This is a genomic window from Saccharopolyspora sp. NPDC049357, assembly GCF_040677225.1.
GTDB lineage: Bacteria > Actinomycetota > Actinomycetes > Mycobacteriales > Pseudonocardiaceae > Saccharopolyspora.
Genome location: NZ_JBFAQJ010000027.1, coordinates 15,710 through 28,691, shown reverse-complemented (window position 1 = coordinate 28,691; position 12,982 = coordinate 15,710). Strand labels below are relative to the sequence as shown.

Annotated in this window: 12 protein-coding genes; all 12 read right to left on the bottom strand. The window is 69.5% G+C overall.

Going from position 1 to position 12,982, the window contains the following annotated elements; genetic code table 11:
- Nucleotides 1-40: 40 nt before the first annotated feature.
- Nucleotides 41-2,023 (bottom strand): NADH-quinone oxidoreductase subunit L, encoded by a 1,983-nt coding sequence (gene nuoL, locus AB0J91_RS21640; protein ID WP_363871696.1) that lies wholly within the window; start codon nt 2,021-2,023, stop codon nt 41-43.
- Between the two features lie 23 nt (nt 2,024-2,046).
- The gene (gene nuoK / locus AB0J91_RS21635; protein ID WP_093414272.1) at nt 2,047-2,346 is read right to left on the bottom strand and encodes an NADH-quinone oxidoreductase subunit NuoK; all 300 of its coding nucleotides are present in this window, start codon (nt 2,344-2,346) and stop codon (nt 2,047-2,049) included.
- Nucleotides 2,343-3,293, bottom strand: coding sequence for an NADH-quinone oxidoreductase subunit J (locus AB0J91_RS21630; RefSeq protein ID WP_363871693.1), 951 nt, complete (start codon nt 3,291-3,293; stop codon nt 2,343-2,345). The genes nuoK and AB0J91_RS21630 overlap by 4 nt, the downstream gene beginning before the upstream one ends.
- On the bottom strand, nt 3,290-3,856 hold the full coding sequence (gene nuoI / locus AB0J91_RS21625; RefSeq protein WP_363871690.1) for an NADH-quinone oxidoreductase subunit NuoI: 567 nt from the start codon (nt 3,854-3,856) through the stop codon (nt 3,290-3,292). The genes AB0J91_RS21630 and nuoI overlap by 4 nt, the downstream gene beginning before the upstream one ends.
- Nucleotides 3,843-5,150 (bottom strand): NADH-quinone oxidoreductase subunit NuoH, encoded by a 1,308-nt coding sequence (nuoH, locus tag AB0J91_RS21620; RefSeq protein WP_363871687.1) that lies wholly within the window; start codon nt 5,148-5,150, stop codon nt 3,843-3,845. Before nuoH ends, nuoI begins: the two co-directional genes overlap by 14 nt.
- Nucleotides 5,147-7,675, bottom strand: a complete 2,529-nt coding sequence (locus tag AB0J91_RS21615) for an NADH-quinone oxidoreductase subunit G (protein ID WP_363871684.1) — start codon at nt 7,673-7,675, stop codon at nt 5,147-5,149. The genes nuoH and AB0J91_RS21615 overlap by 4 nt, the downstream gene beginning before the upstream one ends.
- Entirely contained in the window at nt 7,672-8,970 is a 1,299-nt protein-coding gene (gene nuoF, locus AB0J91_RS21610) for an NADH-quinone oxidoreductase subunit NuoF (RefSeq protein ID WP_363871681.1), read from the bottom strand. Before nuoF ends, AB0J91_RS21615 begins: the two co-directional genes overlap by 4 nt.
- Nucleotides 8,971-8,978: 8 nt before the next feature.
- Complete coding sequence (nuoE, locus tag AB0J91_RS21605; protein ID WP_363871678.1) at nt 8,979-9,734, bottom strand: NADH-quinone oxidoreductase subunit NuoE; 756 nt, start codon at nt 9,732-9,734, stop codon at nt 8,979-8,981.
- On the bottom strand, nt 9,731-11,059 hold the full coding sequence (locus AB0J91_RS21600; RefSeq protein ID WP_363871675.1) for an NADH-quinone oxidoreductase subunit D: 1,329 nt from the start codon (nt 11,057-11,059) through the stop codon (nt 9,731-9,733). Before AB0J91_RS21600 ends, nuoE begins: the two co-directional genes overlap by 4 nt.
- A 19-nt stretch (nt 11,060-11,078) precedes the next feature.
- A complete protein-coding gene (locus AB0J91_RS21595; RefSeq protein WP_363871672.1) occupies nt 11,079-11,840 on the bottom strand; it encodes an NADH-quinone oxidoreductase subunit C in 762 nt (253 codons plus the stop codon).
- A 5-nt stretch (nt 11,841-11,845) separates the two neighbouring features.
- Nucleotides 11,846-12,517, bottom strand: coding sequence for an NADH-quinone oxidoreductase subunit B family protein (locus AB0J91_RS21590; RefSeq protein WP_363786089.1), 672 nt, complete (start codon nt 12,515-12,517; stop codon nt 11,846-11,848).
- Nucleotides 12,518-12,600: 83 nt separating this feature from the next.
- Nucleotides 12,601-12,966, bottom strand: coding sequence for an NADH-quinone oxidoreductase subunit A (locus tag AB0J91_RS21585; RefSeq protein WP_132621507.1), 366 nt, complete (start codon nt 12,964-12,966; stop codon nt 12,601-12,603).
- Nucleotides 12,967-12,982 lie beyond the last annotated feature (16 nt).

The following is a 12,982-nucleotide window of genomic DNA, read 5'->3' as shown; positions in this document are numbered from 1 at the left end:
TGCCGAACAGGACTGGGCAGAACGGGTCCGTGCGAGGTCGTCATGTCGGGATCCCCACTGCCATCAGGGCGGCGATCACCACGACACCGCCGAAGAGCATGGACAGCGCGTAGGACCGGACGAAACCGGTCTGCCAGCGGCGCATCCGGCCCGAGCTGAAGGTCAGCAGCGCGGCGATGCCGGAGACCGTGCCGTCGACGCCCTTGCGGTCGACCGCGAGCAGGCCCTTGGTCAGGCCGAAGGTCGGGCGCACCGCGACGAGGTCGTTGAGCGCGTTGCCGCCGAGGTCGGCGCGGGCCGCGCGCACCACCGGCGAGACCTTCGCCGGGCGCTCGACCGGAACCGGCTTGCGGCCCACGACCAGCCACGCGATCACCGCTCCCAGCGCGGAGATGGCCACCGTCAGGACGGGGATCATCGCGTGCGGGATCGCGGTGTGGTGGGCTTCCTGCAGCTCGCCCAGCGACGGCGACAGGAACGTCACCAGCAGGTCGTCGCCCGCCAGGAACATGCCGGCCCCGATCGAACCGACGGCCAGCACGATCATCGGCGCGGTCATGATCGCCGGCGACTCGTGCGGGTGGAAGTCCTCCCCGTTGCTCGCCTTGAGGTTCTTCCAGCGCTTCTCGCCGAAGAACGTCATCAGCACCAGCCGCGTCATGTAGAACGCGGTGATGCCCGCGCCCAGCATCGCGGCACCGCCGAAGACCCAGCCGCGCCAGCCCTCCTGGCCGAACGCCGCCTCGATGATGGCGTCCTTGGAGTAGAAGCCGGACAGGAACGGGAATCCGATCAGCGCGAGGTAGCCGAGGCCGAACGTGCCGAAGGTGATCGGCATGTACCGGGCGAGGCCGCCGAACTTGCGCATGTCGACCTCGTCGTTCATGCCGTGCATGACCGAACCGGCGCCGAGGAACAGCCCGGCCTTGAAGAAGCCGTGGGTGAGCAGGTGCATGATGCCCAGCGCGTACCCGGCCGGGCCGAGCCCGACCGCCAGCATCATGTAGCCGATCTGGCTGACCGTGGAGTACGCGAGGACCTTCTTGATGTCGTCGTAGGCGCAGCCGATGACGCATCCGACCAGCAGCGTCACCGCGCCGACGATGGTGACGGCCAGCTGCCCGCCCGGGGAGAGCGAGAACAGCGGGTTGGAGCGGGCGACGAGGTAGACGCCCGCGGTGACCATCGTCGCGGCGTGGATCAGCGCCGAAACCGGGGTCGGGCCTTCCATGGCGTCCGGCAACCACGCCTGCAGCGGGACCTGGCCGGACTTGCCGCAGGCGCCGAGGAGCAGCAGCAGCGTGATCGCCAGCAGCACACCCGGCGAGAGCTCACCGGCGCGGGCGAAGACCTCCGCGTACTGGGTGGTGCCGAGGTTGGCGAACAGCAAGAAGATCGCCAGCGCCAGGCCGACGTCGCCGACCCGGTTCATCACGAACGCCTTGGTCGCCGCCGCGGCCGCCGAAGGACGGCCCTGCCAGAAGCCGATCAGCAGGTAGGAGGCCAGACCGACGCCCTCCCAGCCGAGGTAGAGCGTCACGAAACCGTTGCCCAGCACCAGGATCAGCATCGAGGCCACGAACAGGTTCAGGTAGGCGAAGAACCGGCGGCGCTCGGTGTTGGCCGAACCGGTGCGCCCCTGCTGGTCGTGGCTCATGTAGCCGATCGAGTACAGGTGGATCAGCGATCCCACACCCGTGATCAGCAGCAGGAACACCATGGACAGCGGGTCCAGCCGGAGCCCGAAGTCGACCTGCAGCGCGTTGACCGGGATCCAGGAGAACAGGTGCAGCTCGCGGACCTGCTCGCTCTGCGGCACGCCGGTCACGGAGGTGAACAGCCACAGCCCGTAGACGAACGAGGCGATCACCGTGGCCGACCCCAGCAGGTGTCCCCAGCCGTTGGCACGGCGTCCCGCGATCAGCAGGATCGCGGCACCCACCAGCGGGAACGCGACCAGCAGCCAGGCGTAGGACTGCGCTGGCCCGGTCGCCTCGGCGACCCCCGCTGCGGTTTCAAGCATCTTTGCCGTCACCACGCGCCCTCTCAGTACTTGAGCAGGTTGGCGTCATCGACCGAGGCCGAGCGACGCGTCCGGAAGATCGACATGATGATGGCCAGGCCGACCACCACTTCGGCGGCCGCGACGACCATCACGAAGAACGCCATGACCTGCCCGTGCACCGTCCCCTCGATGCGGGCGAAGGTGACCAGCGTCAGGTTGACCGCGTTGAGCATCAGCTCGACGCACATGAAGACCACGATGGCGTTGCGCCGCACCAGGACTCCGACCGCGCCGATCGAGAACAGCAGCGCGGACAGCAGCAGGTAGTACGTGGGGGTCACTGGTGAACCTCCTCGGTGGCGTGACCGGCCCGCTGGTCCGAGTGACCGTTGCCGCCCGGCGCCGGGCTCTCGGGACCCGCGTCGATGACCGGTTCACCGGACTTGCCGGAGCCGTTCTGCTCGGGCGGCTCCGGCTCTTCGATCAGCGCGTGCGCGTCGGGTTCGGGCTCGTCACCGGCGACCGCGCGACGCTCCTCGTCGAGCCGTTCGGCGGGCAGGTTCTCCAGCAGCTCCGACAGCGACTCCGGCGCGACCGAGCCGTCCGGCAGCAGCGCGGGCACCGCGACCGAGTTGGCCGTGGCGTACACGCCGGGACCGGGCAGCGGCGACGGGCGCTCGCCTCGGAACCGCGCGTTGGCGCGCTCCCGCTGGCTCAGGCGCGGGCCGCGGCCCTTGCCGCCGTAGGCCAGCACCATGGCGCCGACCGCCGCGGTGATCAGCAGCGCGGAGGTCAGCTCGAACGGGAACAGGTAGTCGGTGAAGATCAGCCGACCGAGGCCGCCCGCTCCACCGCCGGCGGGCAGCCAGGGGTCCAGCGGCGGTGCCACCTGCACCGAGGTCAACGACCGGGCCAGCCCCGAGACCAGCAGCGCAGCCAGGCCGACGCCGCCGATCCCGGCCCAGAGGCGTTGTCCGCGCAGGACTTCCACCACCGAGTCCGAGGAGTCGCGGCCGACCATCATCAGCACGAACAGGAACAGCATCATGATCGCGCCGGTGTAGACGATGATCTGGGTGAAGCCCAGGAACGGCGCGCTCTGACCCATGTAGAGCACGCCCAGGCTCAGCATCGTCAGCACCAGCCACAGCGCGGAGTGCACCGCGTTGCGGGCGAAGACCATGCCGAGCGCGCCCAGCAGCGAGAGCGGACCGAGGACCCAGAACAGCACCGCCTCCCCGGTGCCGACCACGTCGCCGGCCTGTGCCAGCACGATTCCGGTGCTCATCGCGCATCAACCTCCGGACCGGATTCCACCGTCGATCCCGCGGGAACCCCTCGCTGCTTGGCGAGCTCGGGACCGTTGACGTAGTAGTCCTGCTCGTCCTCGCCGAGGCGCATCGGGTGCGGCGGCTGCTCCATGCCGGGCAGCAGCGGCGCCAGCATGTCGGCCTTGGTGTAGATCAGGTCCTGCCGGTTGTCGTCCGCGGTCTCGTACTCGTTGGTCATCGTCAGCGCCCGCGTCGGGCACGCCTCGATGCACAACCCGCAGCCGATGCAGCGCAGGTAGTTGATCTGGTAGTCCATGCCGTAGCGCTCACCGGGCGAGAAGCGGGCCTCGTCGGTGTTGTCGCCGCCCTCGACGAAGATCGCGTCGGCCGGGCACGCCCAGGCGCACAGCTCGCAGCCCACGCACTTCTCCAGCCCGTCCGGATGCCGGTTGAGCTGGTGGCGGCCGTGGAACCGGGGCGCGGCGACCTTCTTGACCTCGGGGTACTCCTCGGTGACGACCTTCTTGAACATCGTCGAGAAGGTGACGCCGAATCCCTTGATCGGATCAAACATTCCCATGGGGCGCCTCCTCGCCTTCCGGACCCGCGAGCTCGCCGGAACCGGTGCCGCTGCGCACCGGGGTGCGTCGCGGCGGGGTCTTGGGGACTTCCAGGTCGATCGGCGGCACCGGGAACCCGCTGCCCGCGAGCGGCACCTCGTCCGGGTCGTTCTCGGGCTTGCGGTCCGGGATGAGGAACGTGGCCGCGACCAGGATCACCACCACGATCGCGCCGCCGATCATGAACTGCTGGGTGCTGACGGTCTCGGAGTTGCGCAGCGCCCGGATCACGGTCACCGCCACGATCCACACCAGGCTGACCGGGACCAGCAGCTTCCAGCCGAGGTCCATGAACTGGTCGTAGCGCAGGCGGGGCAGCGTGCCGCGCAGCCACACGAAGAAGAACAGGAACGCGATCGTCTTGCCGAGGAACCACAGCACCGGCCACCAGCCGGTGTTCAGCACCCCGTCACCGATCAGCGACAGCGGCCACGGCGCGTGCCAGCCGCCGAGGAACAGCGTCGTCGCCAGCGCGGAGACGGTGACCATGTTGATGTACTCGGCGAGGAAGAACAGCGCGAACTTCAGCGACGAGTACTCGGTGTGGAAACCACCGACCAGCTCGGACTCGGCCTCCGGGAGGTCGAACGGAGCGCGGTTGGTCTCGCCGACCATCGACACCGCGTAGACCAGGAAGCTCACCGGCAGCAGCGCGAAGAACCAGCCGTTCTCCTGCGCTGCGACGATGCCGGAGGTCGACAACGTGCCCGCGTACATGATGACCGCGACGAACGACAGGCCCATCGCGATCTCGTAGGAGATCACCTGCGCCGCCGACCGCAGCGAACCCAGCAGCGGGTACGGAGAACCGGAAGCCCAGCCGGCGAGCACGATGCCGTAGACGCCGATCGAGGCGCAGGCCAGCACGACCAGCAGGCCCACCGGCAGGTCCACCAGCTGGAGCGCGGTGCGCTCGCCGAAGATGGTGACCTCGGGGCCGATCGGCATCACCGCGAACGACACCAGCGCGGGCGTCGCGGAGATGACCGGGGCCAGGAAGAACACCCACTTGTCGGCCATGACCGGGCGGATGTCCTCCTTGAAGGCCAGCTTCAGGCCGTCCGCCAGCGACTGGAGGATGCCGAACGGTCCCGCTCGGTTCGGGCCCGGCCGGTGCTGCATGCGGCCGATGACCCGGCGTTCCGCCCAGATCGTCAGCAGCGTCATCAGCACCAGGAAGGCGAAGATGGCCACGACCTTGAGCAGGATCAGCCAGATCGGGTCGTCGGCGAGCAGTTCGGCTGTTCTGGTCATGCGTTCCCCCCGTGGTGGTGGGCCGGGGAATTGCCGTTCAGCGAATGCCCGTTGCTCTCCGGGCTCGCGCTGCTCGGCGCGATGTCGACGAGAGCTCCGTGCCCGGCGCCGAGAACCTTGTGCACGCGGGCCTTCCCGGAGTCGGTGGGCACCCACACGACGCCGTCGGGCATGTCGGCGATCTCGACCGGCAGCACGATCTTGCCCTGCTCGGTGCGGACCTCCAGCCGCTGTCCCGAACTGATCTCGACGCGCTTGGCGGTCTCCGGAGAGACGATCGCGACCCGGTTGCGGGCGGTACCCGCCAGGCTCGGCTCCTCCACCTGCAGCGAACCGTTGTCCAGCAGCTGCCGCCAGGTCGCCAGCACGGCCTGGCCGGGGCCGGGACGCGGTGCGTGCGCGACGGCCTCGTCCGGGTCCGCGGTGCGTCCGCCGGTGTGGGTGCCGAGCCTGTCGAGCTCGGCGCTCGCGGCGGCCGGGGTCTGGGTGAACAGGTCGGCGTCCATCTCGACCGCGAGGGTGTCCAGCACCCGGCAGTCCGGCAGCGCGCCGGTGCCGTCGATGGTGGTGGTGAACTCGCGGCGGCGGCCCTCCCAGTTGAGGTAGCTGCCGCTCTTCTCCACGCTGGGCGCGATCGGCAGCACCACGTCGGCCTGCTCGGTCACCGCGCTGGGGCGGAGCTCCAGGCTGACCACGAAACCGGCTCCGGTCAGGGCCCCGCGGGCCAGCTCCGGGTCGGGCAGGTCGTCCGGGTCGACGCCGCCGACCACCAGGCCGGAGAGCTCCCCGGAAGCGGCGGCGGTGAGGATCTCGGTGGCGTCGCGACCCGCGGCGGCGGGCAGCGAACCGGGCGCCATGCCCCAGGTCCGCTCCACGTCGGAGCGGGCGTGGTCGTCGACGACGGGACGGGCGCCGGGCAGCAGCGTCGGCAGCGCGCCGGCCTCGATGGCGCCGCGTTCACCGGCTCGGCGGGGGATCCAGGCGACCCGGGCGCCCGTGCGCTGGGCCGTGCGCAGCACCTCGGACAGCAGGCCGGGCACCTCGGCGGCGCGTTCACCGACGATGAGCACCGCGCCCTGCTGCCGGATCGCTTCGTCCACATCGGACGGCAGCGACTCCAGCGCGGCGGCCTCGCCACCGGGCACGCACTGCACCAGCGAACCGGTCCGCACCGGGCCTCCGGCGTGGGTGATGACCGTGGTCTTCTCCACTCCCGGCGAGGTGCGCGGGGCGACGTGGAAGACCTGCGTCCCGCCCGCGCGCGCGGCCTTGCGCAGCCGCAGGAAGACGATCGGCGACTCCTCCTCCGGCTCGAACGCCACGCACAGCACCGCCGGGGCGGACTCCAGATCGCGGTAGGTGACACCGTTCTCCGGCGTCACCCCGACCACGGTGGACTCCAGGAACCGCAGCTCCTCGGTGGAGTGCGGCCGGGCGCGGTGGTCGATGTCGTTGGTGCGCAACGCGACCCGCGCGAACTTCGAGTAGGCGTAGGCGTCCTCGACGGTCAACCGGCCACCGGGCAGCACCCCGACCCCGCCCGCGTCACGCGCGGCGGTCAGGCCCTCGGCGGCGACCTGCAGCGCCTCGGTCCAGGACGCCTCGCGCAGCTTGCCGTTCTCCCGGATCTGCGGCCGGGTGATGCGGTCGGCGGCGTTGGCGTAGCGGAACGCGAAGCGGCCCTTGTCGCAGATCCACTCCTCGTTGACCTCCGGGTCGTCCCCGGCCAGCCGGCGCATCACCTTGCCGCGCCGCCAGTCCGTCCGGGTCGCGCAGCCCGACGCGCAGTGCTCGCACTGCCCGGGGGTGGAGACCAGGTCGAACGGCCGCGACCGGAACCGGTAGGCGGCGCTGGTCAGCGCGCCGACCGGGCAGATCTGGATGGTGTTGCCGGAGAAGTAGGACTGGAACGGCTGCTGCTCGCCGATGCCGATCTGCTGCAGCGCACCGCGCTCCAGCAGCTCGATGAACGGGTCACCGGCGATCTGCTTGGAGAACCGGGTGCAGCGCTGGCAGAGCACGCAGCGCTCGCGGTCCAGCAGGACCTGCGAGGAGATCGGCACCGGCTTGGCGAAGGTCCGCTTGGTGTCGTGGAAGCGGGACTCCGCGCGGCCGTGCTTGAGCGCCTGGTTCTGCAGCGGGCACTCGCCGCCCTTGTCGCAGACCGGGCAGTCCAGCGGGTGGTTGATCAGCAGGAGCTCCATCACTCCCTGCTGCGCCTTGTCCGCCACCGGCGAGGAGTTCTGAGTCTTGACGACCATCCCGTCGGCGACCGTCATGGTGCAGGAGGCCTGCGGTTTCGGCATCGCCCGGCCGTTCATCTCGACCTCGACCAGGCACTGCCGGCAGGCACCCGCGGGGTCCAGCAGCGGGTGGTCGCAGAACCGCGGGATGGTGATGCCCATCCGCTCAGCGGTCCGGATCAGCAGCTCGCCCTTGGGCGCCTCGACCTCGATCCCGTCGATGGTGAGCCGGACGTAGCCCTCGGGGACCGGGCGCGCTTCGGATTCGGGTGCCAGGGTCATCGGGCCGCTCCTACCAGTTCCGCGGCGGACTTGTTCGTGTCGCACAACGCGAGGAACTCCTCGCGGAAGTACTTGATACCGCTGGTGATCGGGCTGACCGCGCCATCGCCGAGGGCGCAGAACGAGCGGCCGAAGATGTTGTCGCAGACGTCGAGGAGGGTGTCGATGTCCTCCTCGGTGCCGTGCCCGTCGACCATCCGCTCCAGCACCTGCGCGAGCCAGTAGGTGCCCTCCCGGCATGGGGTGCACTTGCCGCAGGACTCGTGCTCGTAGAACTGCGTCCACTTCATCACGGCCCACGGCACCGACACGGTCTCGTTGAACACCTGGACGGCCGTGGTGCCCAGCATCGATCCGGCCTCGGCCGCGCCCTCGAAGTCCAGCGGGACGTCCAGGTGCTCGGCGGTGAACAGCGGTGTCGAGGACCCGCCCGGGGTCCAGAACTTCAGCGGGACGCCGCCCTTCATGCCGCCCGCGAGTTCCAGCAGCTGCCGCAGCGTGGTGCCCATCGGCGCCTCGTACTGGCCCGGCTCCTCGACGTGCCCGGAGATCGAGTAGATCTTCGGTCCCGGCGACTTCTCGCTGCCCATGGTGCGGAACCAGTCCGAACCGCCGTTGACGATGAACGGGACCGACGCGATGGTCTCCACGTTGTTCACCGTCGTCGGGCAGGCGTAGAGCCCGGCCGCCGCGGGGAACGGGGGCTTGAGCCGCGGCTGACCGCGCTTGCCCTCCAGGGAGTCCAGCAGCGCGGTCTCCTCACCGCAGATGTAGGCGCCCGCCCCGGCGTGCACGACGATGTCCAGGTCGAAACCGGAGTCCAGGATGTTCTTGCCCAGGTACCCGGCTGCGTAGGCCTCGCGGACCGCGTGGTGGAGCCGCCGCATCGGGTGCAGGGCCTCACCGCGCACGTAGATCATGCAGTGGTTGGCGCGCATCGCGTAGCTGGCGATGATGCAGCCCTCGATCAGCGAGTGCGGGTCGGCCATCATCAGCGGGATGTCCTTGCAGGTCCCCGGTTCGCCCTCGTCGGCGTTGATGACCAGGTAGTGCGGCTTGACCGGATCCTTGGGCATGAAGCTCCACTTCACGCCCGCCGGGAACCCCGCGCCGCCGCGACCGCGCAGCCCGGACGCCTTGACCAGCTCGATCAGCTGGTCCGGGTGAGCTCGCAGCGCCTTGCGCAGGGCGGTGTAGCCCTCCAGCTGCTCGTAGGTGTGCAGCGTCCAGGAGTTCGGCGACAGCCACCGCTTGGTCAGCACCGGGGTCACCGGGCTGGTGCTCGGTTCGGTCATGGCCACCCTCACTTCTTCTCCGGCAGCGGCGGGAGTTCCGCGTCATCGGGCATGCTCGGCGCGGTCCATCCGCGGTCCTGGGCCAGCGAGGCGCCGCGGTTGGTCTCGGTCGCCTGCGACGGTCCGGTCACGGTCTCGTCGAGGTCGTCGAAGAACCCGGCCAGCTGGCGCTCGGCACCCCGGAAGTCCGACAGCGCCGGTCCGCGCGTCGGCGCGGGCTTCTCGCCGCGCTGCAGCGCCTCGACCAGCTCCAGCGCCTTCTCGGGCGTCTGGTTGTCGTAGTACTCGTAGTTGACCTGCAGCACTGGCCCGAGATCGCAGGCCGCCAGGCATTCGGCGTGCTCCAAGGTGATCGAGCCCTCGGTGCCGGGTTCCCCGGCCGTGCCCTCGTGCCCGACGTCCAGGTGCTCGCCCAGCGCCTTGTAGATCGCGTCGCCGCCGAGCACCGCGCACATCGTGTTGGTGCACACGCTGACCAGGTGCTGACCGCACGGCTTGCGCTTGTACATGGTGTAGAAGGTCGCCACGGCGCTGACCTCGGCGACCGACAGCGCCAGCTCCTCGGCGCAGAACTTCATGCCCGCCGGGCTGACGTGCCCCTGCACCGACTGCACGAGGTGCAGCATCGGCAGCAGCGCCGATCGCGACTCCGGGTACCGGGCGATGATCTGCTTCGCCTCGGCCCGGGTGTCCTCGCCGAACACCGAGGTGTCGACCGCGCCGGTCTGCTCCTCGGTGGTGGTGAACTCGAACTGCTCGGTCATCGATCCACCCCGCCCATCACCGGGTCGATGGAGGCGACGGACGCGATCACGTCGGCCACCAGTCCGCCTTCGGCCATCGCCGGCATCGCCTGCAGATTCACGAAACTGGGTTCGCGCACGTGCACCCGCATCGGCCGGGTGCCGCCGTCGGAGACCATGTGGACGCCCAGCTCGCCGCGCGGCGACTCGACCGGCGCGTACACCTGGCCGGGCGGGACGTCGAAGCCCTCGGTCACCAGCTTGAAGTGGTGGATCAGCGACTCCATGGACTGGCCCATGATCTTGCGGACGTGCTCCAGGGAGTTGCCCATGCCGTCGGCGCCGATGCTCAGCTTCGCCGGCCAGGCGATCTTTGCGTCCTCCACCATGTGCGGGCCGGACTCCATCTTGTCCACGCACTGCCGGATGATCTTCAGCGACTCGTGCATCTCCTGCACCCGCAGCATGTACCGCGCGTAGCAGTCACCGTCGTTGCTGGTGGGCACCTCGAAGTCGTATTCCTCGTAACCGCAGTACGGTTCGACCTTGCGCAGGTCCCACGGCAGTCCCGCGGCCCGCAGCAGCGGTCCGGTCACGCCGAGCTGCAGCGCGCCGTCCAGCGGCAGGTAGCCGACGTCCTTCAGCCGCTGCTTCCAGATCGGCTGACCGCTGAACAGCTTGTCGTAGTCCGGCAGGCGGGTGTCCATGACCTTGATGAACTCGCGCACCTTGTCCTGCCAGCCATCCGGCAGGTCCTGCGCGACGCCACCGGGCCGGATGAACGCGTGGTTCATCCGCAGACCGGTCAGGAACTCCAGCAGGTGCAGGACCTCTTCGCGCTCGCGGAAGCCGTAGGTCATGCCGGTGGTCGCGCCCAGCTCCATCGCACCGGTGGCCAGGAAGACCAGGTGCGAGGAGATCCGGTTGAGCTCCATCAGCATCACGCGGAACGTCTGGGCCCGCTTCGGAGCCTCGATGCCCAGCAGCTTCTCGACGCCCAGGCAGTAGGCGGTCTCGGTGAACAGCGGCGCCAGGTAGTCCATCCGCGTCACGAAGGTGACGCCCTGGGTCCAGGTTCGGTACTCGGTGTTCTTCTCGATGCCGGTGTGCAGGTACCCGATGACCGAGCGGGCCTTGGTGACCGTCTCGCCTTCGAGCTCCAGCACCAGCCGCAGAACTCCGTGCGTGGACGGGTGTTGCGGGCCCAGGTTGATGACAACCCGCTCCTCGCCGCCGGTTTCGTCCAGGAACTCGTCCCAGTCGCCGCCGGTGACGGTGAAGATGCGGCCCTCGGTGGTGTCTCTCGACTCGGCGGGGTACGCGCCGGTGAGTGATTCGGTGGTCATTGCCCACACCTCTCCGCGATCACGAGTAGGCCCTGCGCTGGTCCGGCGGCGGGATCTCGGCGCCCTTGTACTCCACCGGGATTCCGCCGAGCGGGTAGTCCTTGCGCTGCGGGTGACCGTCCCAGTCGTCGGGCATCAGGATCCGGGTCAGCGCCGGGTGCCCGTCGTAGACCAGGCCGAACATGTCCCAGGCTTCGCGCTCCTGGAAGTCGGCGGTCGGGTAGACCGACACGATCGACGGGAGGTGCGGGTCCTCCACGTCCACGGCGACCTCCAGCCGGATGCGGCGCCGGTAGGTCATCGACGTCAGGTGGTAGACCGAGTGCAGCCGCTGCGGCGTGTCCGGCCCGTAGTCCACACCGGACACCGAGCTGCACAGCTCGAAGCGCAGCGCCGGGTCGTCGCGCAGGATGCGGCAGACCTCGACGAGGTTGTCGCGGCGCAGGTAGAAGGTGATCTCGCCGCGGTCGACGGTCACCTGCTGCACGGTGTCGTCCGGAAGTCCCTTGGCGCGCATCGCTTCGAAGAGCGCGTCGGCGACCTCGTCGAACCAGCCGCCGTAGGGGCGCTCGCCGGCCGGTGGCACGTAGGCCGGCAGGTGCAGCCCGCCGAAGCCCGAGGTGTCACCGGTGCCGCGCACGCCGAACATGCCCTGCCGCTCGTGGCCGGCCGTCGGTGCTCCGGCGCGGGCCGGTTCGGCTCCCGTGGGCGCCAGGTCCGCGGCGCGCTCGGCGCTCGAACCGGGTTCGCCCGGGGCCGGGGTGGTTTCCTTGTCCGCCATCGAATTCACCTACCCGACTTGAGTTCCGGGCGCTCGGGCGTGCTCTCGAACGCGCCGAGCTCGTCCGTTCCGCCCATCTCGCGTCGCTGCGCGGCCTGCTGCCGCTCGGCGCGCTTGCGCTGCGAGGCGTTCTTCGGCGCGTACCGGACCGAGGACGGGATCATCGGGGTGCGGTCGCCGCGTTCGAGCTTCTCCTGCGCGCGCTTGGCGTTGATCGGCTCGTCCATGATCTTGGCGTGCAGCTTGAGGATCGCGTCGAGCAGCATCTCCGGGCGCGGCGGGCATCCCGGCAGGTACATGTCCACCGGCACCACGTGGTCGACGCCCTGCACGACCGCGTAGTTGTTGAACATGCCGCCGGTGGAGGCGCACACGCCCATCGCCAGCACCCAGCGCGGCTCGGGCATCTGGTCGTAGATCTGGCGCAACACCGGAGCCATCTTGTTGGTCACCCGACCGGCCACGATCATCAGATCGGCCTGCCTAGGGGTGGCGGAGAAGCGCTCCATGCCGAACCGCGAGATGTCGTAGCGGGAACCGCCAACGGTCATCATCTCGATGGCGCAGCAAGCCAGCCCGAACGTCGCCGGCCACATCGACGTCTTCCGGGTCCAGTTGACGAGCTTCTCCACGTTGGCCAACAGGATGCCGTTGGGCAGCTGCTCTTCAAGCCCCATCGCCGGCACTCCTTCCCGCGTCCTTGCGGCTAGTCCCTGTAGTTCGTCTCAGGCGCCCGGCGGACCGGGCGCTAGCGCTCCGGTTAGTTCCAGTCCAGTCCGCCTCGCCGCCAGACGTAGATGTAGGCGAAGCCGACGGTCGCTATGAACAGCACGATCTCGACGACGCCGAACATCCCCAGGGCGTCGGCCGAGACCGCGAACGGGTAGAGGAAGACCATCTCGATGTCGAAGAGGATGAACAACATCGCGGTCAGGTAGTAGGCGACGGGCATCCGGCCGCCGCCGATGACGGGCTGCGGCGAGGGCTCGATCCCGCACTCGTAAGCGTCGAGCTTCGCCTTGTTGTAGCGGCGGGGACCGACGAGCGGCGCGATCGCGACCGAGAAGACCGCGAATCCCAGCGCCAGCGCGAACAACAGCACCAACGGGATGTACGGGTCGAGCACCTTTGCTCCCCTCCAA